26 protein-coding genes are annotated in these 26,351 nt (G+C 69.4%); 12 read left to right on the forward strand and 14 right to left on the reverse strand.

The annotated features are described in order from the left end of the window. Window positions 1–172: 172 nt before the first annotated feature. From G432_RS11240 to G432_RS11255, 4 genes are all read right to left on the reverse strand, one after another. Window positions 173–1,057, reverse strand: coding sequence for an alpha/beta fold hydrolase (locus tag G432_RS11240; protein ID WP_015458944.1), 885 nt, complete (start codon window positions 1,055–1,057; stop codon window positions 173–175). A 16-nt stretch (window positions 1,058–1,073) separates the two neighbouring features. Beyond that, complete coding sequence (pgmG, locus tag G432_RS11245; protein ID WP_015458945.1) at window positions 1,074–2,456, reverse strand: phosphoglucomutase/phosphomannomutase PgmG; 1,383 nt, start codon at window positions 2,454–2,456, stop codon at window positions 1,074–1,076. 63 nt (window positions 2,457–2,519) lie between these two features. Next, window positions 2,520–2,939: a molecular chaperone DnaJ gene (locus G432_RS11250; RefSeq protein ID WP_015458946.1), complete on the reverse strand. Its 420-nt coding sequence runs from the start codon at window positions 2,937–2,939 to the stop codon at window positions 2,520–2,522. Continuing rightward, entirely contained in the window at window positions 2,939–3,730 is a 792-nt protein-coding gene (locus tag G432_RS11255) for a division plane positioning ATPase MipZ (protein ID WP_015458947.1), read from the reverse strand. Before G432_RS11255 ends, G432_RS11250 begins: the two co-directional genes overlap by 1 nt. A 93-nt stretch (window positions 3,731–3,823) precedes the next feature. On the opposite strand from G432_RS11255, the gene panC reads away from it, so the two are divergent. Then, complete coding sequence (gene panC / locus G432_RS11260) at window positions 3,824–4,669, forward strand: pantoate--beta-alanine ligase (protein ID WP_015458948.1); 846 nt, start codon at window positions 3,824–3,826, stop codon at window positions 4,667–4,669. Between the two features lie 117 nt (window positions 4,670–4,786). Then, complete coding sequence (locus G432_RS11265; RefSeq protein ID WP_015458949.1) at window positions 4,787–5,083, forward strand: sel1 repeat family protein; 297 nt, start codon at window positions 4,787–4,789, stop codon at window positions 5,081–5,083. Between the two features lie 27 nt (window positions 5,084–5,110). On the opposite strand, the gene G432_RS11270 is transcribed toward G432_RS11265, so the two are convergent. From G432_RS11270 to mutS, 3 genes are all read right to left on the reverse strand, one after another. Next, window positions 5,111–5,794 (reverse strand): Fe2+-dependent dioxygenase, encoded by a 684-nt coding sequence (locus G432_RS11270; RefSeq protein WP_015458950.1) that lies wholly within the window; start codon window positions 5,792–5,794, stop codon window positions 5,111–5,113. A gap of 47 nt (window positions 5,795–5,841) precedes the next feature. Beyond that, entirely contained in the window at window positions 5,842–6,594 is a 753-nt protein-coding gene (locus G432_RS11275) for an energy transducer TonB (RefSeq protein ID WP_015458951.1), read from the reverse strand. A gap of 143 nt (window positions 6,595–6,737) precedes the next feature. Next, window positions 6,738–9,353 carry a DNA mismatch repair protein MutS gene (gene mutS / locus G432_RS11280; protein ID WP_015458952.1) on the reverse strand — a complete coding sequence of 872 codons (2,616 nt, stop codon included), beginning with the start codon at window positions 9,351–9,353 and terminating at the stop codon, window positions 6,738–6,740. 202 nt (window positions 9,354–9,555) lie between these two features. On the opposite strand from mutS, the gene G432_RS11285 reads away from it, so the two are divergent. After that, window positions 9,556–11,820 (forward strand): NADP-dependent malic enzyme, encoded by a 2,265-nt coding sequence (locus G432_RS11285; protein WP_015458953.1) that lies wholly within the window; start codon window positions 9,556–9,558, stop codon window positions 11,818–11,820. Window positions 11,821–11,942: 122 nt separating this feature from the next. On the opposite strand, the gene G432_RS11290 is transcribed toward G432_RS11285, so the two are convergent. Continuing rightward, a complete protein-coding gene (locus G432_RS11290; RefSeq protein WP_015458954.1) occupies window positions 11,943–12,434 on the reverse strand; it encodes an outer membrane protein assembly factor BamE in 492 nt (163 codons plus the stop codon). Between the two features lie 150 nt (window positions 12,435–12,584). Here G432_RS11290 and G432_RS11295 point away from each other — a divergent pair, with 150 nt between their 5' ends. From G432_RS11295 to G432_RS11315, 5 genes are all read left to right on the forward strand, one after another. Next, complete coding sequence (locus G432_RS11295) at window positions 12,585–13,103, forward strand: ubiquinol-cytochrome C chaperone family protein (RefSeq protein ID WP_015458955.1); 519 nt, start codon at window positions 12,585–12,587, stop codon at window positions 13,101–13,103. Next, a complete protein-coding gene (locus G432_RS11300) occupies window positions 13,100–13,636 on the forward strand; it encodes a YceD family protein (protein ID WP_015458956.1) in 537 nt (178 codons plus the stop codon). The genes G432_RS11295 and G432_RS11300 overlap by 4 nt, the downstream gene beginning before the upstream one ends. Before the next feature lie 159 nt (window positions 13,637–13,795). Continuing rightward, window positions 13,796–14,335, forward strand: a complete 540-nt coding sequence (infC, locus tag G432_RS11305) for a translation initiation factor IF-3 (protein WP_041864887.1) — start codon at window positions 13,796–13,798, stop codon at window positions 14,333–14,335. 229 nt (window positions 14,336–14,564) lie between these two features. Beyond that, window positions 14,565–15,317 carry a TrmH family RNA methyltransferase gene (locus tag G432_RS11310; protein WP_041864888.1) on the forward strand — a complete coding sequence of 251 codons (753 nt, stop codon included), beginning with the start codon at window positions 14,565–14,567 and terminating at the stop codon, window positions 15,315–15,317. 3 nt (window positions 15,318–15,320) lie between these two features. Beyond that, window positions 15,321–16,016: a hypothetical protein gene (locus G432_RS11315; protein WP_015458959.1), complete on the forward strand. Its 696-nt coding sequence runs from the start codon at window positions 15,321–15,323 to the stop codon at window positions 16,014–16,016. Window positions 16,017–16,032: 16 nt separating this feature from the next. Here the strand turns inward: G432_RS11315 and G432_RS11320 are convergent, their stop codons facing one another. Continuing rightward, window positions 16,033–16,704 carry an HAD family hydrolase gene (locus tag G432_RS11320; RefSeq protein ID WP_015458960.1) on the reverse strand — a complete coding sequence of 224 codons (672 nt, stop codon included), beginning with the start codon at window positions 16,702–16,704 and terminating at the stop codon, window positions 16,033–16,035. A gap of 183 nt (window positions 16,705–16,887) precedes the next feature. On the opposite strand from G432_RS11320, the gene G432_RS11330 reads away from it, so the two are divergent. The 4 genes from G432_RS11330 to G432_RS11345 are packed head-to-tail and all read left to right on the forward strand — an operon-like array spanning window position 16,888 to window position 20,341. Beyond that, complete coding sequence (locus tag G432_RS11330) at window positions 16,888–17,988, forward strand: ABC transporter permease (RefSeq protein WP_015458962.1); 1,101 nt, start codon at window positions 16,888–16,890, stop codon at window positions 17,986–17,988. After that, a complete protein-coding gene (locus tag G432_RS11335) occupies window positions 17,988–18,794 on the forward strand; it encodes an ABC transporter ATP-binding protein (RefSeq protein WP_015458963.1) in 807 nt (268 codons plus the stop codon). Before G432_RS11330 ends, G432_RS11335 begins: the two co-directional genes overlap by 1 nt. 6 nt (window positions 18,795–18,800) lie before the next feature. Beyond that, window positions 18,801–19,754: an MlaD family protein gene (locus G432_RS11340; RefSeq protein WP_015458964.1), complete on the forward strand. Its 954-nt coding sequence runs from the start codon at window positions 18,801–18,803 to the stop codon at window positions 19,752–19,754. A 5-nt stretch (window positions 19,755–19,759) separates the two neighbouring features. Next, window positions 19,760–20,341: an ABC-type transport auxiliary lipoprotein family protein gene (locus G432_RS11345; RefSeq protein ID WP_015458965.1), complete on the forward strand. Its 582-nt coding sequence runs from the start codon at window positions 19,760–19,762 to the stop codon at window positions 20,339–20,341. Between the two features lie 220 nt (window positions 20,342–20,561). Here the strand turns inward: G432_RS11345 and ppc are convergent, their stop codons facing one another. The 5 genes from ppc to G432_RS11370 all read right to left on the reverse strand — a co-directional run bounded on the left by ppc (window position 20,562) and on the right by G432_RS11370 (window position 26,097). Further along, window positions 20,562–23,243 carry a phosphoenolpyruvate carboxylase gene (ppc, locus tag G432_RS11350; RefSeq protein WP_041864891.1) on the reverse strand — a complete coding sequence of 894 codons (2,682 nt, stop codon included), beginning with the start codon at window positions 23,241–23,243 and terminating at the stop codon, window positions 20,562–20,564. Between the two features lie 54 nt (window positions 23,244–23,297). Continuing rightward, on the reverse strand, window positions 23,298–23,708 hold the full coding sequence (locus G432_RS11355; protein WP_015458967.1) for a hypothetical protein: 411 nt from the start codon (window positions 23,706–23,708) through the stop codon (window positions 23,298–23,300). A 186-nt stretch (window positions 23,709–23,894) separates the two neighbouring features. Then, on the reverse strand, window positions 23,895–24,623 hold the full coding sequence (gene gloB, locus G432_RS11360) for a hydroxyacylglutathione hydrolase (protein WP_015458968.1): 729 nt from the start codon (window positions 24,621–24,623) through the stop codon (window positions 23,895–23,897). After that, entirely contained in the window at window positions 24,620–25,687 is a 1,068-nt protein-coding gene (locus G432_RS11365; RefSeq protein WP_015458969.1) for an NAD(P)H-dependent flavin oxidoreductase, read from the reverse strand. The genes gloB and G432_RS11365 overlap by 4 nt, the downstream gene beginning before the upstream one ends. Next, window positions 25,681–26,097, reverse strand: coding sequence for a VOC family protein (locus G432_RS11370; protein WP_015458970.1), 417 nt, complete (start codon window positions 26,095–26,097; stop codon window positions 25,681–25,683). The genes G432_RS11365 and G432_RS11370 overlap by 7 nt, the downstream gene beginning before the upstream one ends. Window positions 26,098–26,351: the final 254 nt, after the last annotated feature.

Genomic DNA, 26,351 nt, shown 5'->3' on the forward strand with positions numbered 1-26,351 from the left:
CCCGTGGATCAGCTACGCTGGCCTACGGCTTCCGCCTGCGCGGGAATGACGATGGGAGGGTTGCTGAAATATCCGCTCCCCTCTCCCGACAAATTGGCCCGACTGATAGCTGAACCGGGCGCTGGTTCACCCCGCCAATTCCTCCGCGCCGCCCGCATCGGCAAGCCCCGTATCAGCCGATGAAGGCGCGCATCATCGCGATGAAGGCGTCGCGGCGGTCGTGGTGCAGCCAGTGGCCGGCATTGTCGAACATCTCCACCCGCGCATTGCGGAAATGGGTCGCGCGGCCGTCCTCGGCGGGGCTGGAGGCCCAGCTTTCGCGGCCATAGGCCAGGATCACCGGGCAGGCGACGGCCGCCCACAACGCATGCTTCTCCGTCTGCAGCAGGTCGACCGGGGACATGGCGCCCACCGCCGGATCGAACTTGAACCGCACCCGCCCGTCCGCGCCGGTCCGCGATCCGTGGATGGTCAGGTGACGGGCCAGGTCGGACGCCAGCCGGGGATTGGCCGCCATCATCCGCGCGGTCGCGGCCTCGATCGAATCATAGCTGCGCTGCCCGGCGGCGCTCATCCGCTGCTGCCGCGCGATCCAGTCGCGCATCCGCGCGGCGATCGGCTCGGCGGCGATCTCGGCGGCGCGGGCGGGCGACGGGCCGAGGCCCTCGATCACGATCAGCCGGCTCACCCGCTCGGGATAGAGGCCGGCATGGCGCAGCGATATGTTGCCGCCCAGCGAATGGCCGACGACGGCGGCCCGTTCCACGCCCAGGGCCGGGAACAGAGCGGCCATGTCGGCGACCAGATCGGCCATCTCATAGCTGCCGTCCGATACCCAGTCGCTGTCGCCATGGCCGCGCAGGTCGGGCGCGATCACGCGGAACCGGTCGGCGAAAGCGGCCGCGATCGCATCCCAGCTGCGGGCATGGTCGCGCCCGCCATGCACCAGCAGCAGGGGCGGGGCGGCGGGATCGCCACATTCGGCATAATGCAGCTTCAGCCGCTGGGTGGTGAACCACCCGTCACGCGGTTCCGCCGCCTTCCCGCCGCCCGCCATGCCCCGCCCGCCCGGATCAGTGCCCGGCGGCAAGCACCGGCTTCACGCCCGAAGCCTCGAGCTGGGCGTTGATCTGCGCCACCAGCCGGTCCAGCCCCGCCTGGTCCTTCGCCTCGGCCCGGGCGACCAGCACGTCCTGGGTGTTGGATGCGCGCAGCAGCCACCAGCCGTCGGGCGTCGTCACCCGCGCGCCGTCGGTGCGGTTCACGTCGGCGCCGGCGGCGGCCAGCCGGTCCAGCACTTCCTCCACCACCTTGAACTTGCGGTCCTCGGACGACTGGAAGCGCAACTCCGGCGTGTTCACCATCTTCGGCATGGCATCCTTCAGCGCCGTCAGCGATCCGCCCAGCAGGCGGACGGCACGGATCAGGCGGACGGCGGCATATTGTGCGTCGTCGAAGCCGTAATAATCGTGCGCGAAGAAGATGTGCCCGCTCATCTCGCCGGCCAGCGGCGCGTTGGTCTCGCGCATCTTGGTCTTGATCAGGCTGTGGCCGGTCTTCCACATCAGCGGCTTGCCGCCCAGCTCGGCGATCCGGTCGTACAGCGCCTGGCTGGCCTTCACGTCGGCGATGATGGTGGCGCCGGGCTCCTCGCGCAGCACCGGCTCGGCCAGGATGGCGAGAAGCTGGTCGCCCCATACCACGCGGCCCTTGCCGTCGATCGCGCCGATGCGATCGCCGTCGCCGTCGAAGGCCAGGCCGAAGTCCAGCCCCTTCTCCGCCACCAGCGCCTTCAGGTCGGCGAGGTTCTTTTCCTCGGTCGGATCGGGATGGTGGTTGGGGAAGGTGCCATCCACCTCGGTGAACAGCAGATGGTGCTCGCCGGGCAGCAGCTTCACCAGCTTCTCGATCACCGGGCCGGCCGCGCCGTTGCCGCAATCCCAGCCGATGCGGAAGGCGCCGCCGGCATAGCCCGCCAGCAGCCGGCCGACATAATTGTCCATCACGTCGGCATTGGTCACGGCGCCCTCGCCGCTCTCCCAGTCGTCCTCGGCCGCCATCCGGCCGATATCCTGGATGTCCTCGCCGAAGAAGGGCTTGTGCTGCAGCACCATCTTGAAGCCGTTATAGTCGGCCGGATTGTGGCTGCCGGTGATCTGGATGCCGCCGTCCACCTCCAGCGTGGCTTCGGCATAATAGAGCATCGGCGTGGGGCCGAGGCCGATCCGCACCACGTCCACGCCGCCCTGGGTCAGCCCCTCGATCAGCGCGGTTTCCAGCACCGGGGAGGATATCCGCCCGTCATATCCCACCGCGACGCGGGTGCCGCCGGCGCGGCGCACGCGCGTGGCGAAGCCGCGGCCGATCGCATAGGCGTCGGGCGGGCCGAGCGTCTTACCCACGATGCCGCGTATGTCATATTCGCGCAGGCTCGTGGGATCGAAACGGTGGCTCATGAAAGGGTCTCCTCGGGTAATTCCATGGTCAAGACGCGCCCGGGCCGTTGTGGTTCAATCTGGTCACCGACGATATCGCTCGCGCTGCTCGATCGCGCCCAGCAGCGTATCGCGCGCCAGGTTCACCCGCCGGGTCAGCGCGGCCGATCCGCCCGCATCGGGGTGGACGCGGCGGATCAGCCGGCGATGCTCGGCGCGGATCGTATCGGCATCGGCGTCGGCCGGCACGTCCAGCACCGCGCGCGCTTCCTCGATCGACATGGCGGGCAGGGCGCGGTCCTGGATGCGGCGGGCGCGGTTCAGCATCATCGCCGCGCCGATCAGCAGGGGAATGCCGATGATCGGCTTGCCCTTGGCGGCGGAAGCCGCGCCGGTGATGCCCAGCAATATCGCGATCGCCTCGGCCGGGGTCGGCGCGCGCAGCCGGCCTTTCTTCCAGGCCCAGGCGATCAGCGCCAGGGCGGCGATGGCGATCCACGCCATCAGCCGTTGGCCGCGCGCTGCACCGGCCAGTCGGGCAGCGCCAGCCCCGATACCATCTCGCGCAGTTCCTGCCGGGCGGCGATATGGGCGATGCCCGGCTCGCCGATGGCCGAAAGGTCCAGCAGCGTCACCCCCTTGGGGAACAGCTCGCGATAGATCACGCGTTCGGAAAGGCCGGGGATCACGCGGAAGCCCACGCGCCGCGCCAGCTCGTCCAGCGCATTGGCCACGCGGCGCATGTTGCGCGCCTCCACATGCTGCAGGCGGTTGCGCAGCAGCACCCAGTCCACCGTCTTGCCGTCGGTCTTGGCGCGCGCCTTGCGGGCATCCCACACCACCTCGGCATAGAAGCTGGGCCGGCGGATCTTGTAGGTTTCGGGATCGACCTGGCCGATCAGGTCGAGATCGATGAAGCTGTCGTTGATCGGCGTCACCAGCGTGTCGGCGCGCGCGATCGCGGCCAGCGCGTGCTGGTCGTCGCGGCCGGGCGTGTCGATCACCACAACGTCGGCGTCGGCGGCCAGCCGGTCGATCTGCTCGTTGATCGGCTCGCCCCTGGCGGGGTCGAAAGTCTCGGCCCTGGGCGTCGGCAGCTCGATCAGCTGGCGGCGCGACGTCGCCTCGCGATTTTCCATGTAGCGGCCCAGCGTGCGCTGGCGCGTGTCGAGGTCCAGCGCGGCCACGCGGCGCCCGGCGGCGGCCAGCGCCACGGCGACATGCACCGCCGTGGTCGACTTGCCGGAACCGCCCTTCTCGTTGGCGAATACAATCAGGTGGGCAGCGGCGGCCATGCGTGTCGGGTTCCCTGCTCTTGATTCCGCCCGCGGCGGCCCCCAAAGACGCCCCGGACGATCCGTCCAGCGCTTATCGGAGGTTCCCTGCCCGTGCAAATCGTTCGTACCGTCGCCGCGCTTCGCGAGGCCGTGGCCGAGCTTCGGGCCGATGGCGGCCGGGTGGCGCTGGTGCCGACGATGGGCGCGCTCCATGCCGGGCATCTGGCGCTGGTGGCGGAAGGCCGCGCGCGTGGCCCGCATGTCGTCGTCTCGATCTTCGTCAATCCCACCCAGTTCGGCCCGAACGAGGATTTCGATGCCTATCCCCGGCGCGAGGCGGCCGATGCCCGCCTGCTGGAGGATGCCGGCGTCGCCATCCTCTGGGCGCCGACGGTGGAGGAGATGTATCCCCAGGGCTTCGCCACCTCCATCACCGTCGCCGGCATCACCGAGGGGCTGGATGGCGCCGCCCGGCCCGGCCATTTCGATGGCGTCGCCACGGTGGTGAACAAGCTGTTCGCGCAGGTCCGCCCCGATGTCGCGCTGTTCGGGGAAAAGGATTATCAGCAATTGGCGGTGATCCGGCGGATGGCCGCCGATCTCGATACCGGGGTGGAGATCGTCGGCGTCCCCACCCAGCGCGACGATGACGGCCTCGCTCTCTCCTCGCGCAACGCCTATCTCCAGCCCGAGGAGCGGCAGGCCGCCCGCGCTCTGCCCCGCGCGCTGGGCGAGGCGTCGGCCGCGATCGCCGCCGGCGGCGATGTCGCCCAGGCGCTGGAGGTCGCGCGCGGCCGGCTGACGGACGCGGGCTTCGCGCCGATCGATTATGTCCTGCTCTGCGATGCCGCGACGCTGGAACCCCTGTCCCGCGCCGATCGCCCGGCCCGGCTGCTCGCCGCCGCCAGGATGGGCCGCACCCGCCTGATCGACAATCTCGAAGTCCCGGCGGCGTAAAGATCGCGGCTTATCTTGGCGCCATCTTTCCCGCTATTTCCGCCGATCGCGCGTTAACCATTTATTTCTTCCTCTCATGACACTCCTTGTCCGGTGAAGAACCGGCAGGGGGCCGAAATGGGACAAGTTCTGAAAAGCGTGGACGCGCTGCTCGAAAGCCGGCTGGCGCAGGCGGCCAACGGCAATCCCCGCGCCTGCTTCGATCTCGGCATCGCTTATTCCACCGGCGCGGCCGGGGTGGAGGTCGATCTCGTCGCGGCGCATAAATGGTTCAACCTCGCGGCGCTGGGCGGCCATGCCGAGGCCCAGGCCTGCCGCGCCGAGATTTCCGAGGACATGACCGCGCGCGAGATCGCCGAGGCCCAGCGCCAGGCCCGCGCCTGGCTGCAGCTCACCATCCGCCAGGCGGCGTGATGCTTTCAGGCGCCGCCAGCTGACCCGTCAGGCATCCGCCCAGCGGCGGAGCAGGTTGTGATAGACGCCGGTCAGCCGGATGATCGCCGGGTCGTCCTGCCCGCGATCGGCGGCCACCGCCTGGATCGAGGTGTCGAGGTCGAACAGGGTGCGCCGGGCGCCGTCGTCGCGCACCATGCTCTGGATCCAGAAGAAGCTCGCCACCCGCGTGCCGCGCGTGATCGGCTCCACCCGATGCAGGCTGGAGGCCGGATAGAGGATCATGTGCCCGGCCGGCAGCTTCACCGCCTGCACGCCGAACTGGTCCTCCACCACCAGCTCGCCGCCGTCATAGCTGTCCGGATCGGCGAGGAAGAGCGTGGCCGAAAGATCGCTGCGGATGCGGAAGTCGGTGCCGCGCTGGATGCGCACGGCATTGTCGATATGGGTGCCGAAGGTTTGCCCCGGCCCATAACGGTTGAACAGGGGCGGGAACACCTTGAGCGGCAGCGCGGCCGCCACGAACAGCGGCGACCGGCCGAGCGCGTCGAGGATGATGGCGCCGGCCTCGCGCGCGGCGTCCGAATCCTCGGGCAGCTGCTCGTTCTGCTTGGCGAGCGCAGATTGCCGGCCGGAGGTGACGTTGCCGTCCACCCATTGGGCCGCATCGATCAGCGCGCGCACCCGCGCCAGCGCGCCCGCATCCAGCAGGTCGGGAATGGCGATCATCATAGGGAATTGGGCATCATCAGGAATGGGGCATCATCGAGGGATAGGCTCTAGCTCTTGAGGACGAAGGGGATTTCCACCACGCCCCGCACCATCATCGGCTGGCCGCCGCGCATGGTGGGGGACCAGCGCCATTGCCGCACCGCTTCCAGCGCCGCCTTGTCGAGCCGTTCGAACCCGCTCGACGTCTGCACCGAGATATCGGCCACGGCGCCGTCCGTGCCCAGCAGCAGCGCCAGCACCACCGTGCCCTGTTCCTTGCGCCGCCTACATTCCACCGGATAGCGCGGCGCCTTGAAGGAAATCATGTTGGACGAAAGGTCGCCCGCGCTGATCGGCGCTGCGGAAGGCGCCGCCGGGGCCGCCTTGGGCGCCACGATCACCGATTGCGGCGGCGGCGGCGTCGCCGTCGTCACCACAAGCGGCGGCGGGGCGGGTGTCTTCACGATCGGCGCGGGCGCCACGATCACGGGCTCGATCGGCTTTACCGGCTCCACCTTCTGCTCGGGCGGCGCGGGCGGCGGCGCGGGCGGCTCGGCCAGCAGCTCCACCACCAGCGGCGCGGTCTTGATCCGCTTCACCGGGATGACGTTCATCTGGATCAGCGCGGTGAACAGCGCCGCATGCACCAGCGCCACCGCGCCGATCGCCGGCCAGTTGGCCCCGCTGCGCGCGCCGTAGCGGGCGGGGGCCGACTCGATCGCCGCCTCGGCCTCGGCCGGCGGCGGATCGATCGGGAAGCTCGCATGGAACACGGCCTCGCGGCGGGCCTCGCCGGCATCGCGCAGGGAAACCGTGTGCATTCGCCTCACCTCGCCACCGCCCCCTTGCGGGCGATCCAGACACATTCTGACATGTGCCGGTAGCGCGAATACTATTGCGGATCAATCGCAAGAATCGAAGGGAAGGCTGCTATTCGGTATAAAGCCGGCCCTCGCCGAACCGTTCAGCCGGTCGCGATCCCCTTCAGGCGATAGAGCAGGTCCAGCGCCTCGCGCGGCGAAAGCGCATCGGGCTGGATCGCGTCCAGCGCCTCGCGCAGGGGATCGGCGGCGGGTTCGGGCGCCTGGGCCGCGGCGGCGAACAGGGGCAGGTCGTCCAGCCCCGCCGCGATGCCGCCGGTCGCCGCCCGGCCGCTTTCCAGCTTGGCCAGCACCGATTTCGCCCGCGCCAGCACGGCGGGCGGCAGCCCGGCCAGCTTGGCGACGGCGATGCCGTAGCTGCGGTCCGCCGGCCCGTCGGCCAGCTCGTGCAGCAGCACCAGATCGCCCTTCCACTCGCGCGCGCGGACATGGTGGAGCGATAGCGCGTCCAGCCGCTCCGCCAGCCGGGTCAGCTCATGATAATGCGTAGCGAACAGGCAGCGGCAGCGGTTCATGTCGTGCACCGCCTCCACCACCGCCCAGGCGATGGCCAGGCCGTCATAGGTGGATGTGCCGCGCCCCACCTCGTCCAGGATCACCAGCGATCGTTCGGTCGCCTGCGCCAGGATGGCGGCGGTCTCGACCATCTCGACCATGAAGGTCGATCGCCCGCGCGCCAGATTGTCCGATGCGCCCACCCGGCTGAACAGCCGGTCCACCAGCCCCAGCCGCGCGGACGTCGCCGGCACATAGCCGCCGGCCTGCGCCAGCACCGCGATCAGCGCGTTCTGGCGCAGGAAGGTGGATTTGCCGCCCATGTTCGGGCCGGTGACCAGCCACAGCCGCCGGTCCGGCTCCAGCCGGCAGTCATTGGCGACGAAGCGTTCGCCCGTCGCCGCCACCGCCGCTTCCACCACCGGATGCCGCCCGCCCTCCACCGCGAAGCAGGGCTCGTCGGCAAAGGCCGGCCGGCACCAGCCGCCCTCGATCGCCCGCGTCGCCAGCCCCGCCGCCACGTCCAGCCGGGCCAGCGCGTCGGCCGTCGCGGCGATCTCCGCCTTGGCGGCGAGCGCGGCGGCGATCAGCTCCTCCAGATGCGCGGCCTCGGCCGCCAGCGCGTGCGCGCCCGCCTGGCCCACCCGCATCGCCTGCTCGTGCAGGTCCGGCGCATTGAACCGCACCACGCCCGCCAGCGTCTGGCGGTGGGTGAAGCCGGATTCGGGCCGCATCAGCGGATCGGCATGCCTGGCCTGCACCTCGACATGATAGCCCAGCACGCCATTGTGGCGGATCTTCAGGCCGGCGATGCCCGTCTGCTCGCGATAGCGCGCCTCCAGCACGGCGATGGCGCGCCGGCCCTCGCCGCCGGCCGCGCGCAGCTCGTCCAGCGCCGGATCATATCCTTCCGCGATATAGCCGCCCTGCGCGGTATCGATCGGCGGCTGCGGCACCAGCGCGCGGGCGAGCAGGTCGATCAGCGCGCCGTGCCCGCGCAGCCGGGGCAGCAGCGCGTCCATCAGCGCCGGCCGCGCGGCCAGCCCCAGCAGCCGTTCGTGCAGGCCGTGCGCCTCGTCCAGCCCGTCGCGCAGCAGGCCCAGGTCGCGCGGGGAGCCGCGCCCCGCCACCAGCCGGCCCAGCGCGCGGCCGATATCGGGCGCGGCCTTCAGGTTGGCGCGGATCGATTCCCTGAGGCCCCCGTCCTCGACGAAGCGTTCCACCAGGTCCAGCCGCGCCTCGATCGTCGCGCGCTCGGCCAGCGGCGCGCCGATGTCGGCCGCCAGCATCCGCGCGCCCGCGCCGGTGACGGTGCGGTCCACCGCGTCCAGCAGGCTGCCCTTGCGGCCGCCGCCCTGCGCCTGTGTCAATTCCAGGCTTTCGCGGGTGGCGGCGTCGATCAGCATATGATCGGCCGGCTGGCGGCGCGCGGGCGGCTGCAGGAAGGGCAGCTTGCCCTGGCCCGCCCGGTCCAGATAGGCGATCAGCCCCGCCGCCGCCGCCAGTTCCGCCCGGCCGAATCCGCCATATCCGTCCAGCGTCGCCACGCCGAACAGCGCCTTCAGCCGCGCCTCGCCGGCCGCGCTGTCGAACAGGCGGGGCTCCTGCGGGATGGCGTCCGCCGGGGCGCCGGCCATGCCCTCGGGCACGATCGTCTCGGCCGCCGCCAGCCGGGCAAGCTCCGCGTCCAGGCTGCCTTCGGCGATCGCCGCCAGCTCGAACCGGCCGGTGGAAATGTCCGCCGCCGCCAGCCCGGTGCGCCCGCCGGCCTCGGCCAGCGCCACCAGCCAGTTGGCGGCGCGCGCGTCCAGCAGCGCTTCCTCGGTCAGCGTGCCGGCCGTCACCACGCGGATGATCGCGCGGCCCACCAGCGCCTTCGATCCGCCGCGTTTCTTGGCCTCGGCGGGCGTCTCGGTCTGGTCGGCGATGGCGACGCGGTGGCCGGCCTTGATCAGCCGCGCCAGATAGCCTTCGGCGGAATGGGCCGGCACGCCGCACATGGGCACGCCGTCCCCGCGCGATGTGAGCGCTATATCGAGGCACGCCGCCGCGATCTTCGCATCGTCGAAGAAAAGTTCGAAAAAATCCCCCATGCGGTAGAAGAGCAGGCAATCCCGCGCTTCCGCCTTCAGGGCGTGATACTGGGCCATCATCGGCGTCTGCGCCGTGGGTTCCGTAACGGTTTCATTGGTTCCGCGAGCCATATCGGCGCTGATAGCGGCTTGTCCCCAAGCCGGCCATGCCCCAAAAGGCCCTTCAGAGCCTGCGTCGGTATTGTCCGGCAGGATAGTGAGAGATTCTTCGTGCCCGGCGCGGGCATCCGCCCGCCTGCCCGACCCGGACCGGTTTCGACACAGGCTCCCGAAAGAGCATGCGACAACCGGTGTCCCAAGGAGCAGCACGACGATGAGTGAAGGCAGCAACGTCCAGTTTTCGGAGCGCGAAGCGCTGCTGTTCCACTCGCACGGCCGCCCCGGAAAGATCGAGATCGTCGCCTCCAAGCCGATGGCGACCCAGCGGGACCTGAGCCTCGCTTATTCGCCGGGCGTCGCCGTGCCGGTGCGCGCCATCGCCGAGGACCCGGCGACCGCTTATGATTATACCGCCAAGGGCAATCTCGTCGCCGTCATCTCCAACGGCACCGCCATCCTCGGCCTCGGCAATCTCGGCGCGCTGGCGTCGAAGCCGGTGATGGAGGGCAAGGCGGTGCTGTTCAAGCGCTTCGCCGACGTCGATTCGATCGATATCGAGGTCGCGACCGAGGACGTCGAGAAGTTCGTGGACGCGGTCGCCCTGCTCGAACCCAGCTTCGGCGGCATCAATCTGGAAGACATCGCCGCCCCGGGCTGCTTCATCATCGAGCAGGCGCTGCGGGAACGGATGAACATCCCGGTCATGCATGACGACCAGCACGGCACCGCGATCATCGCGGCGGCCGGCCTCATCAACGCCTGCCACCTCACCGGCCGCGACATCCGCGACATCAACGTCGTCGTGAACGGCGCCGGCGCCGCCGCGATCGCCTGCGCCGCGCTCATCAAGTCGATGGGCGTGCCGTCCGATCGCGTCATCATGTGCGATCGTTCGGGCGTGATCTACCAGGGCCGCGAAACCGGCATGGACCAGTGGAAGTCCGCCCATGCGGTGAAGACGGACAAGCGCACGCTGGCCGAGGCGATGGTCGGCGCGGACGTGTTCCTCGGCCTGTCGGCGGCCGGCGCGCTCAAGCCGGAAATGGTGAAGACGATGGCGGACAAGCCGATCATCTTCGCCATGGCCAATCCCGATCCGGAAATCACCCCGCCCGAAGCCAAGAAGGCGCGGCCCGATGCGATCGTCGCCACCGGCCGGTCGGATTATCCGAACCAGGTCAACAATGTGCTGGGCTTCCCCTTCATCTTCCGCGGCGCGCTCGATGTGCGGGCGACCACGATCAACGAGGAGATGAAGATCGCCGCCGCCCAGGCGCTGGCGGAGCTGGCGCGCGAGCAGGTGCCGGAGGAAGTGGCGCTCGCTTATGGTGGCGCGGCGCCGCATTTCGGCAACGACTATATCATCCCCGCGCCGTTCGATCCGCGGCTCATGGAAATCGTGCCGGTCGCCGTCGCCAGGGCGGCGATGGATTCGGGCGTCGCGCGCAAGCCGATCCTCGATCTCGCGGCCTACAGGGAGGAGCTGAAGGCCCGGCTCAACCCCACCACCTCGGTGCTGACGCTGGCTTATGAAGGCGCCAAGGCGCACCCCAAGCGCGTCGTCTTCGCGGAGGCGGAGGAGGAAGTGGTGTTGCGCGCCGCCATCCAGTTCCGCGACGGCGGCTATGGCATCCCCGTGCTGGTCGGCCGCGATGACGTGCCCGAACGGCTGCGCGCGCTCGGCGTCGACAAGCCCGAGGAGTTCGAGCTGCACAACAGCCGCGTCTCGCCGCTGGTGCCCAAGATGGTCGACTATCTCTACCAGCGGCTGCAGCGGCGCGGCTATCTGCGCCGCGATGTCGAGCTGATGGTCAATCAGGATCGCAACATCTTCGGCTCGCTGCTGGTCGCCCTGGGCGAGGCGGATGCGATGATCACCGGCGTCACCCGCACCTATTCGCAGACGATGCGGCAGGTCCGCCGCGTGATCGATCCCGCCGCCGGCCGCAAGCCGTTCGGCATCCACGTCCTCGTCGGGCAGAGCCACACGGTGTTCATGGCCGATACCACGATCACCGAACGGCCGACCGCGGAGGAGCTGGCCGACATCGCCGAGCGCACCGCCGCCGTCGCCCGCAGCATGGGGCATGAACCGCGCGTCGCCTTCCTGTCCTATTCCACCTTCGGCAATCCGTCCGGCAACTGGCTGGAACCGATCCGGGGCGCGGTGTCGCTGCTCGACGAACGCGGCGTCAGCTTCGAATATGAAGGCGAAATGGCGCCGGACGTCGCGCTCAACCCCAAGGTGCAGAAGAATTATCCCTTCATCCGCCTGTCGGGCCCGGCCAATGTGCTGATCATGCCGGGCCTCCAGTCGGCCAACGTCTCGGCCAAGCTGCTGCGCGAGCTGGGCGGCGATTCGGTGATCGGGCCGATGCTGGTCGGCATGGAAAAGCCGGTGCAGATCGCGACCATGGGCGCGTCCGCGTCCGAACTGGTCACGCTCGCGGTGCTGGCCGCCGGCGGCATCGCCCGCTGATCGGCTGGCCCGGCCCGCGCACAGCAAAAAGGGGGCCGTCGAGCCCCCTTTTTCATGCCGCTTGTTCCTTGCATCCCCCGAATCAGGCGCGGGGTGACGGCGCTTCCTAAAAAGCGCGCCGCTTATTGGGGATTGTCGGTCGTGCCGCCGCCCACCGGCGCGCCGACGCCGCCGACCCGGCCGATATTGCCGAACAGCTCGGCGAAGAAGCCGCGATCGCGGCCCAGGGTCGGCGTCTTGTCGCCATTGGGGCTCAGCGTCACCACCTTCTCCAGCCCGCTCTTGTCGACGGCGGTCACGTTGCCCGCCTTGTCGAACCGCACCGCCAGCGTCATCTGCGAAACGGGGCGGGGGCTGGCGAAGGCGAGCTGGCGGGTGTCGCGGCTGATATAATACCAGCTTTCCGCGCCGCCCTTGTCGAACTGCCCGGCGAAGCTCGGCCGGCCCAGCGTCTTCGACACCGAATCCTTGTTGTCGATGCCCGGCTGCACCGAATCGATCAGGGTCGCATCGACCACATAGCCCTTATGGTCGCGGATGCGCGCGCAGCCCGCGGTCGCCAGCACGGTCAGTGCCAGGGCCGCCGTTCCGAGGCGCGAAAGCGTAAGCGACATAATAAGGCATCTCCTGATCGGCGCATCTGCGGGCGGCCCATGCGCGGGCGCGCTGCCGAATGCCATTGCATCGGCGCCCGCCCGCCTCAATATGCGGGGAAGCCGTGCCGACGCAAGCGCGGCGAGACAGACCGGAAAGTGCCTGCCCTCGTGTCCATCCTCCGCCGCCTCTTCCCCGAACGCGATCAGCGCGCGCCCTATCGCCCGCTCTACGATGCCATCGTCGCCGAAGCCCGCCAGCCCGCCTGGTATCTGGAAGGCGGCGCGCCCGATACGGTGGACGGCCGGTTCGACATGGTGGCCTTGGTGCTGGCGCTGGTGCTGATCCGGCTGGAGGCGGAAGGCGTGCCGGGCCGGCTGCCCTCCACCCTGCTCACCGAATTGTTCGTGGACGACATGGACGGCCAGCTCCGCCAGATCGGCGTCGGTGATGTCGTGGTCGGCAAGCATGTCGGCCGGATGATGAGCGCGCTCGGCGGCCGCATCAGCGCCTATCGCGCGGCGCTGGCCGATGGCGGGCCTTTGGCGGACGCGCTCGGCCGCAATCTGTGGCGCGGGGCGCCCCCGGCCGATACCGGCCCCGCCGAGGCCCGCGTCCGCGCCCTCTACGCCGCGCTCGCCGCCATGCCGGCCGATGCCCTCTATGCCGGCGGGATGCCCAGGCTGTGACGACCGCGCCCGAATTCGCCCGCCCCATCCGCTTCGATTCGATCGGCGAGGCGGAACGCGCCGTCGATCTGGAGGCGACGCCGGAAGAGCGCGCCGCGCTCGCCCGCCGCTTCGGCCTGATCGCGCTCGATCGGCTGGTGGCCGAGGCCCGCCTTCACCGCCAGGGCCAGGCCGTCCTGGCCGAAGGCCGGCTCGCCGCCGAGGTGCAGCAGGCCTGCGTCGCGACCGGCGAGCCGGTGCCGGCCGCGATCGACGAATCGTTCCGCCTGCGTTTCGTGCCGGAGGCGGAGATGTCCGCCGAAGGCGACGAGATCGAGCTTTCCGAGGAGGATTGCGACACCATCCCCTTCGACGGCGCCCTGATCGACATCGGCGAGGCGGTGGCCGAGACGCTGGCCCTCGCGCTCGATCCCTTCCCGCGCAGCCCCGATGCCGCCGCCACGCTCAAGGCGGCGGGCGTGCTGCTGGAAGGGGAGGAGGAAACCGGGCCGTTCGCGGCGCTCAAGGCGCTGCGCGACAAGCTGGGCGGCTGAACGGCGGGCGGCACGGGGGGCGAAAAGCGCGTCCGCCCTGCAACAATCGCCACGAATCTGCATGTGCGGGCGCCGCCGCATCTTCCAAAATGCCCCTCCGCGCATTACATCGCGCCCTTGCTGAAAGCCTCGACAGGAGAAACTGCTATACGTCCGCCCATGATGCGCCGCCCGCTGGGGCAGCCGCCGATGCCGCTCAATGGCCCGCGATATAATGAGTTCATCCAGTCGCCCAAGGTGCGGGTGATTGATGAAAACGGCGAGAATCTGGGCGTGATGTACACGCGCGAAGCGATGGAGCAGGCCCAGGAGGTCGGGCTCGATCTGGTCGAGGTCTCTCCCAACGCCGATCCGCCCGTGGCCAAGTTCCTGGACGTGGGCAAGTTCAAGTACGAGGCGCAGAAAAAGGCCAACCTCGCCCGCAAGAGCCAGAAGACGCAGGAGATCAAGGAGATCAAGATGCGTCCGAACATCGATGACCATGATTACGACACCAAGATGAAGAAGGTGTTCGAGTTCATCGAGGAAGGCGACAAGGTGAAGGTGACGCTGCGCTTCCGCGGGCGCGAGCTGGCGCACGGCCAGCTCGGCATGCAGGTGCTGCAGCGCGTCCAGGCCGACACCAACGAAGTGGCCAAGGTGGAACAGTTCCCCCGCATGGAAGGCCGCCAGATGCTGATGGTGCTGGCGCCCAAATAAGGGCGGGTTTTTCCTCACCTTCACTCATTTTCCGGCCGTCATCCTGACGAAGGCATGTCCCGGGCGAAGTCACGGGGGTCAGGATCCATTGCCGCTCCGGCCGTTATCGGGCGCTGCGGGCAATGGATGCTGAATCAAGTTCAGCATGACGGTGGATGGGCGGCGAATAATGCGGCGAGCCCCCACGGCCCGCTTGCGTCCGGCCCCGCTCCCCGCCAAACACGCGGGCATGCGTAGAGGCCATCGTCCATCCGCGCCGGCTTCGGGCCGGCCCCGTTTCTGGGGGCGCCATGCGGTTATCGCCGCGCTCGCCAATCCCGATCGCACCGTCCGCCGCATGTGGGGCACGCGGGAGGCGCTGGCCGCGCTCGATGTGCCGCCCGTCATCCCCCTCACCTTCGCCGATGTCGCCGATCTCGGCCGGCTGGTGCCGTCCGATGCGCCGCATCAGGGGCTGGTGATCGAGGTCGATCCGCTGCCCGATATCTGGCTGGGCGACCTGCTGGAACGCGGGCGCGACGATCGCCGCCCGCTGATCGTGCTCGATCAGGTGACGGACCCGCACAATGTCGGCGCGGTGCTGCGCTCGGCGGCCGCCTTCGACGCGCTCGGCATCGTCACCCAGGATCGCCACGCGCCGCCAGAATCGGGCGCGCTGGCGCGGGCCGCCTCGGGCGCGCTGGAGATCGTGCCCTGGGTCCGCGTCGTCAACCTCGCCCGCGCGCTCGACGAGATCGCCGAGGCCGGCTTCTGGCGGATCGGCCTGAGCGGCCATGCGAAGCAGTCGCTGGGCCAGGCGATCGGCACGGCGCGCGTGGCGCTGGTGCTGGGCGCGGAGGGCGAGGGCATGCGCGCCAATACCGAGGCGCATTGCGACGAGCTTGCCAAGCTGCCGATCAGCCCGCGTGTCGAAAGCCTCAATATTTCCAATGCCGCGGCGATCGCGCTCTATGCAGTGGCGACGCGCGACCAGGGGGATTGATCGATGAAGCTGGCGCGTCTCGCGGTGGCCTTTCTCGCGCCGCTCCTGCTCGCGGCCTGCGTGCTGCAGCCGGGCAAGTTCGCCTCCGCGCTCACCGTCAAGGCGGATCGCAGCTTCACCTTCGCCTATAAGGGCGAGGTGATCGCCATCGATCCGGCGGAGATGATGTCTTCCAGCCTGGCGACATCGTCTTCCGACGACGGGGATGGCGAGGCGGCGGCCGATCGGAAGGCGGAAAAGGCGAAGGAGGCCGGCGAGAACGAGGCCAAGCGCAAGGCGATCGCCGAAGCGCTGATGAAGGAGGAGGGCTATCGCGCCGTCACCTATCTCGGCGGCGGCAAATATCTGATCGACTATGAGATTTCGGGCAAGCTCGATCACGGCTTCGTCTATCCGTTCAATTCGGATGCGGAGGTGCTCTTCCCCTTCATCGCGATCGAGCTGCGCAAGGACGGCCTGGTCCGCGTCTCCGCCCCGGCCTTCGTCGGCTCGACCAAGAAGGCGGGCGGCGCGCCGGGCATGCCGAGCAGCAACGATGCGGTGGACGGCAGCTTCACGCTGACCACCGATGCCGAGATCACCATGCACAATAACGAGGCCGGCGCGCAGCCCGGCCCCGGCGGCATGAAGACGCTCAGCTGGCGGGTGACGCCGATCAGCAAGGACGCGCCGACGGCCGCCCTGCGGCTGGCGCGCTAGGCCCCGGAACGGGGCGTCAGCCCCATTCGGCGGTCGGCCAGCCGCGCTCGGCCGCCAGCCGGCGCAGCCGGTCGTGCGCGTTGACGGCGAAGGGCTCGTCCGCCCATTCCATCACCGGCGCGTCCGAGGCGTGATCCGAATAGAAACGGATGTGGCAGGCCTCGCGCGCCAGCCCTTCGGCGGCCATCCAGGCCTGGATCATCCGCAGCTTGGCCGGGCCGTAATTATTCTCCCCGTCGATCCGCGCCCGGATCCGGCCATCCAGCCCGATCACGCTGTTGGTGGCGATCACGTCGTCGAAGCCCAGCCGTTCGCCGATCGCCTCCGAATAGAGCCGGTAGGATGCCGTCGCCATCACCAGCCGCCGTCCGGCGGCGCGATCGGCGGCGATCTGGGTGAGCGCGCCGGGATGGATGTTGGCCGCCACCGTCCGGTCGGCGAAGCTTTCGGCCACCGGCGCCAGATCGGCCGGCGATATCGCGCGGCCCAGCAGCAGCATGTGGTTGATCTCCTTCAGCCTGCCCCGATCGATCAGCTTCAGCACGTAAGCCAGCATGGACAGCAGCACGATCGGCACGAACAGCAGCCGCCACGGCGCCCGCCGCCGCGCCGCGTGGAGCAGGAAGGGCGTGTAGGTGGCGATCCGCGTGATGGTGCGGTCCATGTCGTAGATGGCAAGCTCGGTCATGTCCGCGCCTTAGAGCCTGTTCGGCCGAGATTGAAGGGTCGCCCGGCCGCGATCGGCGGATGAATCGCCGCCGCCGTCCGCTTCGCTTCGCCCCGCGCGACGGAAAAGAACGCGATCTCCGCGATTTCGCGGGTCAGCTTCCCGGCTTGCCGCGCGGACGATCCTCCCCCATGGTTGTCGGGCATGAGCGACGCTGCGGATTTCACGATAGACGACCAGCGGGTCCTCCGGCTTTCCGGGGAATGGACGCTGGCGCGCCTGGGCGAGGTGCCCCGCCGGATCGAGGCGCTCGATACGCCGCCGGCGCGGATCGACCTCAGCGATGTGCCGCGCATCGACACGGTCGGCGCCTGGCTGGTGCATCGGCTGTCGCGCGACAGCGGCGCCGCGATCGACGGCACCAATGCCGATGCCGCGCAGCTCATCGATCAGGTGGCCAAGGCCGATCAGGCCACCACCGTCCGTGCCGAGCACGTATCGCCCACCACGCGCATCCTTTCCCAGGTCGGCCTGGCCACCGTCACCGCCGGGCAGACCCTGGTCGGGCTGGTCGGCTTCTTCGGCGCGATCCTCATTTCCTTCTGGTCGGTCGTCCGCCATCCCCGCCGGTTCCGGGGCAATGCCGTCACCCGCCAGTTCGAGGTGGTCGGCGTCGACGCGCTCGGCATCATCGGGCTGATGAGCTTCCTGATCGGCATCGTCATCGCCCAGCAGGGGGCGGTGCAGCTCCGCCAGTTCGGGGCGGAGGTGTTCACGATCAACCTGATCGGCCGCATCACCCTGCGCGAACTGGGCGTGCTGATGACGGCGATCATGGTCGCCGGCCGGTCGGGATCGGCCTTCGCCGCGCAGATCGGATCGATGAAGCTCGCCGAGGAGGTGGATGCGATGCGCACCATCGGCATCGCGCCGATGGAGGCGCTGGTGCTGCCGCGCGTGATCGCCACCGTGGTGCTGATGCCGCTGCTGGGTTTCTATGCCTCGCTGGTCGCGATCGTGGGCGGCGGCATCCTGTGCTGGATCTCGCTCGATATCCCGCCCGCCACCTATATCCAGCGCATGCGCGAGGTGGTGCCGATGACCGATCTTTGGGTCGGCCTGGTCAAGGCGCCGGTGTTCGGCGCGATCATCGCCATGGCGGGATGCTTCCAGGGCATGCAGGTGCAGGGCAATGCCGAGGAAGTGGGCCTGCGCACCACGGCGGCGGTGGTGCAGGCGATCTTCCTGGTGATCGTGCTCGACGCCTTCTTCGCGGTGTTCTTCTCGTCGATCGGATGGATCTGATGGCGGGGGAGGATGACATCGCCATCCGGGTCGAAGGGCTGAAGAACGCCTTTGGCGATCAGGTGGTGCACGAGAATCTCGATCTCGAGGTCCGGCGCGGCGAGATCATCGGCGTCGTCGGCGGATCGGGCACGGGCAAGTCCGTGCTGATGCGATCGATCATCGGCCTCCAGCGCCCGGAAGCCGGCGAGGTGACGGTGTTCGGCGTGCCGATGACGGGCGAATCGCTCCACACGCCGGAGGCCGAGGCGATCCGGCGGCGCTGGGGCGTGCTGTTCCAGAACGGCGCGCTTTTCTCCACGCTCACCGTGGCCGAGAATGTGGAAGTGCCGCTGCGCGAATATTATCCCGCGCTCGATCAGGAATTGCTGGACGAGATCGCCGGCTACAAGATCGTGATGTCGGGCCTGCCGGTCGATGCCGGTCCCAAATTCCCGTCGGAGCTTTCGGGCGGCATGCGCAAGCGCGCCGGGCTGGCCCGGGCCCTCTCGCTCGATCCCGAGCTTCTGTTCCTGGACGAGCCGACGGCCGGCCTCGACCCGATCGGCGCGGCCGCCTTCGACGAATTGCTGCACGATCTCAGCAGGACGCTGGGCCTCACCGTGTTCCTCATCACCCACGATCTCGATACGCTCTATGCGATCTGCGATCGGGTGGCGGTGCTGGCCGATCGCCGGGTGATCGCGGTCGGCACCATCCCGGAACTATTGGCGTTGGACCATCCGTGGATTCAGGAATATTTCAACGGGCCGCGTGGAAGGAACGCCGCGCAATCCGCGGAGCGGGCCGGAACGGGGAGAGACTGACGAATCATGGAGACCCGTTCTAACCACGTCCTGGTCGGCAGCGTCGTGCTGGCGCTGCTCGCCGCCGTGCTGCTCTTCACGGTATGGCTCGCGCGGCTTTCCGGCGCGAACGAGCATGAGTTCGACATCTTCTTCAAGCAGTCGGTCGATGGCCTGGCCAAGGGCACGGCGGTCACCTTCTCGGGCGTGCCGGTGGGGCAGATCAAGGAAATCGTGCTGATGCCCGATCAGCCGGAATTCGTGCGCGTGCGGATATCGGTGAAGGGCGACGTGCCGATCCTGCAGGGCACCACCGCCACGATCAGCGGCGTCGGCTTCACCGGGGTCAGCCAGATCAACCTCGACGGCGCGATCCGGGGCCAGCCGCCGATCGCCTGCCCGGATGACGATCGCAGCGCCCAATGCCCCTATGGCCGCCCGGTGATCCCCACCAAGCCCGGCACGCTGGGCGAGCTGCTCAACAGCGCCCCCCAGCTCATGGAGCGGCTGTCGACGCTCACCGAGCGGCTGGGCGAGCTGGTGAACGACAAGAACCAGAATTCGGTGGCCCACATCCTCGCCAATCTCGAACGGCTGAGCGGGTCGCTCGCCGATCGCGGGCCGGAATTGCAGGGCGTGCTGGCGGACAGCCGCGTCGCCATCCGCCAGGCCGGCGACGCGGCCGAGCAGATCGGCGCGCTGGCCAGCAGCACCAACGGCCAGCTCCAGCCCATCGCCGCCGATCTGCGCCGCACCGTCCAGTCGGCAGAGCGCAGCATGGCGGAGCTGGAAGGGGCGATCGGCGATGCCCGGCCGGGCCTCAAGGCCTTTTCCACCCAGACGATCCCCGAGGTCGGCCAGCTCGTCCGCGATCTGACGGAGATGTCGGAGGCGCTGACCGGCGTCGCCAACAAGCTCGATCGCGGCGGCGCGGGCGCGGTGCTGGGGGGCAGCAAGCTTCCGGACTACAAACCGAAATGAGGCGCATGAAACCGCATCCGATCCTGATCGCGGCAGTGCTGCTGCCGCTCGCCGCCTGCGTGCGCATCGGCGAGAAGCCGCCCGCCAGCCTGATGACGCTCACCTCCGCCGCCGCGCTGCCGGCCGGCCCGCCGCGCACGGCGCGCGATGGCCAGGCGGTCGCCGTGCTGGTGCCCAGCGTGCCCCAGGCGCTCAACGTGCTGCGCGTGCCGGTGCAGACGGGGCCGACCGGGCTCGCCTATCTCAAGGATGCGCAGTGGGTGGAGCCGCCCGCCCGCCTGTTCCGCAACCTGCTGGCCGAAACCATCGCCGCGCGCACCGGGCGGCCCGTGTTCGATCTGCGCCAATATTCGCTGGCGCCCGGCATGCGGCTGGCCGGCCGGCTCCAGCAATTCGGGCTGGATGCGGGCAGCGGCGAGGTCGTGGTGATCTACGATGCCACGCTGGCGCGCGGCAACGATGTCGAAACCCGCCGGTTCGAGGCGCGGACGAAGGTGACGCGCGAGGAGCCCGGCCCGGTCTCCGCCGCGCTCAACCAGGGCGCGAACGAGATCGCCGTGCAGGTGGCCGACTGGATCGGCGCCTGATCCGGCCCGCGCCGGACCTTTGGGGCGGCGTGGGGGTGTGTCGGCGAGGAGGCCGACGCTTAAAAGCCCCTCCGTCATTCCCGCGAAAACGGGAATCCATTGTGTCGGAAGCTATCGGCTCAATCGAGCCAACCGCGTCCATGGATTAGCTGCGCTGGCCTCCGGCCCCCGCCTGCGTGGGGAATAACGAGGGAGGGCGTCCGCCCACCCCCGATCCTTGTCACCCGCTGTTGCGCAGCGCCGTGGCGATGGCGTTGATCGAAAGCTGGATGCCTTCGTGGATGCGGGGATCGTCCTCGCCCGCGCGATGGCGCTTCAGCAGCTCGATCTGCAGGTGATTGAGCGGCTCTATATAAGGCAGCCGGAGCCGGATCGATTCGTCGAGCGCCGGGCTCTTTTCCAGCAGCCGGCTCTGCCCGGTGATGTCGAGCAGATTGTCCCGCGTGACATGCCAGCCGTCGCGGATGCGATCGAAGATCGCCTGGCCATGCGCCTGATCCTCGACCAGCGCGACATAATGGCCGGCAATCTCCATGTCGGACTTGGCGAGCACCATTTCGAGATTGGCCAGCGTCGATTGCAGGAAGGGCCAGCCCTCCACCATCTCGGCCAGCAGCCCGCGATCCTCGAACGCCGCCAGCGCCTGGCCCACGCCATACCAGCCGGGCAGCATCACGCGGGCCTGCGCCCAGGAGAATACCCAGGGGATGGCGCGCAGGTCCTCGATCCGGTCGCTCTTGGTGCGGCTGGCGGGGCGCGATCCGATCTTGAGGTCGGCGATCTCGGCGATCGGCGTGAACTGGCGGAAGAAGGTGCGGAAGCCCTCGGTGCCGTAGACGAGGTCGCGATAGGCGTGGAAGGCGGTGTCCGAAAGCTTGGCCATCGCGCCCGCGAACCGTTCATATTCGGCCTCGGCGAGCTGCGGCGGCTCCAGGCTGGCCAGCAAGGTGGCGGATGCCATGGCCTCCAGATTGGTGACGGCGCTTTCGCGGGTGCCATATTTGGCGGCGATCACCTCGCCCTGCTCGGTGATGCGGATGCGGCCCGCGACCGTGCCGGGCGGCTGCGCGCGGATCGCCATGAAGGATGATCCGCCGCCCCGGCCCACCGCGCCGCCCCGGCCGTGGAACAGCTGCATCGCCGCGCCCGCGCGTTCGAACACCGGCGCCAGCGCCCGGCTCGCCTGGTGCAGGCTCCACACCGAGGTGAGGTAGCCGCCATCCTTGTTCGAATCCGAATAGCCGACCATCACCTCCTGCACGCCGCGCGCGGCGGTGATCGTCGCGGCCTCGGGCAGGGCGAACCAGGCGGTCATCACCTTCGGCGCGTTTTCGAGGTCGGCGATGGTCTCGAACAGCGGCACCACCATGATCGCGGAGGTCGGCGTGTCGCCGGGGACGTAGAGGCCGGCTTCCTTGAGGAGGATATGGACCTCCAGCAGGTCCGACACGCTTTCCGCCTTGGAGATGATGTAGGTGGTGATCGCCTCGGCCCCGTAGCGGGCGTGCGCCTCGGCCGCGGCGTGGACGATCGCCAGCTCGGACGCGGTCTCGTCCGAATAGGTGACATAGGGGCTGGAAAGCGGGCGGGAACTGGCCAGCTCCCGCCGCAGCAGGGCGACGCGGCCTTCCTCGTCCAGCGCGCGATAATCCGCCTCGACGCCGGCGCGGTTCAGCAGCTCCGCCACCACGCGCTCGTGCACGTCGGCATTCTGGCGCAGGTCGAGCGTGGCGAGGTGGAAGCCGAAGGTCTCGACCGCGCGGATCAGCCGGCCCAAGCCACCGCCGCCCGCCAGCGCGCCATCGCCGTCGCGGGCCAGCGCATGGGCGATTGCGACCAGATCGGCGCGGAAGTCGGCCGGATAGACATAAGGATCGGCATCGGCCGAGGCCGGCGGCCGGGGCGGCTCGCGACCAACCAGCACGCGATAGGTCGCCGCCAGCCGCGAATAGACGCCGGTGATCGCGCGGCGGAAGGGCTCGTCGCTGCGGCTGGGGGAATTGTCGCCGCTGCGCTCGGCCAGCGCGATCACCTCCTCGGTCACGGGCGTCAGCTCGGTCGAGATCGAAAGCTCGGCGCCCAGCCGGTGCAGCAGGTCGAGATAATGGCCGATCACGGTCTCCGCCGCCCGGCCCAGCGCCAGCCGCAGCGAATCGGCCGTCACGTTGGGATTGCCGTCGCGATCGCCGCCAATCCAGCTTCCCGGCTTCAGGAAGCTGGGCGGGCGCTGGCCCAGCGCGCGTTCCCAGCGGGCGTGGAGCGCGGGGATGACGGGCAGGAACACGTCGCGCAGATAGGCGAGCGCGGTCTCCACCTCGTCGGCGACATAGAGCCGCTCGCGCCGCAGCGGCCGCGTCTGCCAGAGCAACGCGATCTGGCGGTAGATCGCCTCCTCCACCAGCTCGCCGCCGTCGGTTTCCGTGCGGCCCATGTCGCGCAGCTTCATCAGCTCGGCGATGTGGTTGCGGTGGTCGATGGTGGACTTGCGCCGCACTTCGGTCGGGTGCGCGGTCAGCACCGGCGCCACCAGCGCCTGCTGTAGCAGCGCCGTCACCCGATCGCGGTCGATCCCCTCCGCCTCCAGCCGCGCGATCGCCTGGGCGACGTCGGCCCCCGGCTCGGCCGCCACGCCCTGCCGGTCCTCGGCCAGGTTGGCGAGCATCGAGAACAGCATGAAGCCGCGCACGAAGGAGATGGTGTCGTCGAGGGTGAGCGCATCCAGCCCCAGCTCGATCGAATCCGGCGCGGCGATGCCGCGATGCCGGTCGACCGAGGCGGACCGGATATATTCCACCCGCCGGAACAGCGCGTCGCCGCCATAGGCCCGGATGACGTCGCCGAGCAGGCGGCCGAGGAAGCGGATGTCGGGGTTCTGGCGGGTATGGGGGATCGCGATGCGCATGCGGCGACGCTGCAACGCAACAATCGTGGCGTCAATGCCTCGCTTGGCCGAATATCATTGTTTCTTGCGATATTCGGTGAAGGTGCCGAGCGGGCAGGCGCCATATTGGATCGGCGAGGGCGGATCGATCACGGTGACGAGATCGAGGTTGCACAGATTGCCCGTGGTGATGCGGGTGACGAGCGCGCGGTCCTTGCGCAGCCCGGTGCAGCGTCCGCCGGCGGGCTGGTTCACATAGAGCCGGTTGGACGTGATCTCGTAGATGATCGCGGTCGGATCGATGATCCGGCTGCTGCGCACCTGGCTCAGCGGGATGCAGTTCGCCGTGCCGACGGGCTCATAGCCGGCAAGCGCCTTCTGGGCGGCTTCGCTCAGCGGAGCGTCGGCCTTGCTGTCGGCGGCATAGGCGCAGCCGCCGATCGTCATGGATGCGGCCAGGGCGGCGACAAGATGGAGGTTGCGCATTGGTCTGTCTCCCGGATCCCATCCCCTGATGGCGCGCATCATAGCATGGGCTGGGCTGACTGTTTTGAAAATCCGGCTTACGCCGGATTTCGGCGGCACCGGCCCGCTCCCCCACCCGGCCGCCCATTAAGATACTGCCGTTGGGCAGCCGGTGGGGGAGCGGGCCGGTGCGGCGCTGACAAGCCCTCAGCCCCGGAACGAATCCTTGGCGGCGCGGCGTTCGGCCAGCTCCTCGATCGATGTGGCCCGCATGAAGGGGTTGGTGGCGCGTTCCAGCGCGATGGTGGTTGGCACGGTCGCCTCGCCCCGGGCGCGCAGGGCGTCGACTTCGGCCATGCGCCGGGCGATCGCTTCATTGCCCGGTTCCGCCGCCAGCGCGTAGCGTCCGTTGGACTGGGTATATTCGTGCGCGCAATAGACGGCGGTGTCGTCCGGCAGCGCCTCCAGCTTGCGCATGTTGGCGAACATCTCCGCTGCCGTGCCCTCGAACAGCCGGCCGCAGCCCATGGCGAACAGCGTGTCGCCCACGAACGCGGCCTTCGCCGCCGGCATCAGATAGGCGATATGGCCCGCCGTATGGGCCGGCACGTCGATCACCCGCGCGGCATGGCCGCCGAGATGGACGACATCCCCTTCCGCCACCAGCCGGTCGAGCGTCGGGATGCGCTCCGCCTCGGCCGCCGGGCCGGTGACGGTGCAGCCGGTGGCCTGCCTGATCTCCGCATTGCCGCCGGTGTGGTCGGGATGCCAGTGGGTGTTCCAGATCTGCGTGATCCGCCAGCCCCGCGCCTCGGCGGCGGCGAGCACGGGCCCGGCGACGGCGGGGTCGATCGCCGCCGTCTCACCGCTTTCGCCGTCATGGACCAGCCAGACATAATTGTCGGTCAGCACGGGGATGCGGGCGATCTCGATCATAGCTGCCAGCCTGCATCGGTCCGGCCGAGCAGCGCAAGCGCATCCGCCGCGAGATGCTCGGTCAGCGTCCTTGCCGGCAGCGGCCGGCCGATCCGTGCCGCCTGCCCCGCCCAGCAGGGGCCGAAGCCCTCGGGATCGGCGGTGCGCAGCCGCGCCAGCGCCGTGGAGGCATAAGGGAAGCGCGGCGCCTCCTCGCGGATCGGGCCCAGCGCTTTCATCAGCCGGTTGGGAATGCCGCGGGCGAGGCCGCCGCTGAACAGGTTGGTGAAAAGGCTATGCTCGGCCGCCTCGCTCGCCAGCAGGTCGCGGTGCGGCTCATGGATCAGGCTTTCCGGGCAGTGGAGATAGGCGCTGCCGATCTGCACCGCGCTCGCGCCCAGCAGCAGGGCGGCGGCGATGCCCCGGCCGTCGGCGATGCCGCCCGCCGCGATCACCGGCACGTCGACCGCGTCGGCGACCTGCGGCACCAGCGCCATCAGCCCCATCTGCGCCGCCGGGTCCTCGCCCAGGAAGCGGCCCGCATGGCCGCCGGCTTCCCAGCCTTGCGCGATCACCGCGTCCACGCCGTGCGCCGCCAGCCAGCGCGCCTCGGCCACGCTGGTGGCGCTCGCCAGGATCAGCGCGCCGGCGCCACGCGCGCGGTCCATCAGCGGGGGATCGGGCAGGCCGAAGTGGAAGCTGACGATCTCGGGGCGCAATTCCTCCACCAGATCGGCCATCGGGGCGTCGAACGGCGCGCGCAGCGGCGGTGGCGTGGTGGGCGGGCCGACATGGAATTCGGCGTAGAAGGGCTCCAGCAGCGCCCGCCACGCGCTGTCGTCGGGTTCGGCGCCCAGCCGGTGGCAGAAGAAGTTGAGGTTGATCGGGCCGGCGGCTCGCGCGCGCAATTCGCTATACTGGCTGCGCAGCGCGCCGGGGGAGAGCATGGCGCAGGGCAGGGTGCCCACCGCGCCGCCGGCCATGGCGCCCGCCGCCAGGCCCACCCCGCCGGCGCCCGCCATGGGCGCCAGCAATATGGGGTGGGCGGACCCCAATCGTTTCAGGAAGGAGGCGCGGGTTACCATGTCCCCGTATTGGGCATCGAGGCCCAGGGCTCCTGCTGCGGCAGATGGCCGTCCTGGAGCAGCTCGATCGAGATATTGTCCGGCGTGCGGACGAAGGCCATGTGGCCGTCGCGCGGCGGGCGGTTGATCGTCACGCCGGCGTCCATCAGCCGCTGGCAGGTCTCGTAGATATTGTCGACGCGATAGGCGAGGTGGCCGAAATTGCGGCCGCCGTCATAGCCGCCCTTCTCGTCCCAATTGTGGGTCAGCTCGACCTGGGCCTCCTCGTCGCCCGGCGCGGCGAGGAAGATCAGGGTGTAGCGCCCCGCCTCATTTTCCATGCGGTCCACTTCCCTGAGGCCCAGCAGCTCGAAGAAGCGGATGGTCGCGTCCGGGTCGGACACGCGGATCATGGTGTGCAGATATTTCATCCTGCCTATCCTAGGCGCGGATGCCCGCCGGTTGAAGGGGAAAGCGGCGGATGCCCGCAGGCTTCCGCCCGAATCGAATCGCGGGAAAGGCCGCCGGCACCCCTCGCCGCCCGCGTTCAGGTCGTTCGTCGGTGGCTTTTGCATGTTCGTCGCAATCGCGGGGAATTGGTAGAGCGAAGGGGCGCTCCGGTCGAACCTGTAATGCGTGCGAAGCCAGCTTTCCGTAGGGAAAATGCATGGCGACGGGGCAGTCC

This window comes from Sphingomonas sp. MM-1, from assembly GCF_000347675.2.
GTDB lineage: Bacteria > Pseudomonadota > Alphaproteobacteria > Sphingomonadales > Sphingomonadaceae > Sphingomonas_E > Sphingomonas_E fennica.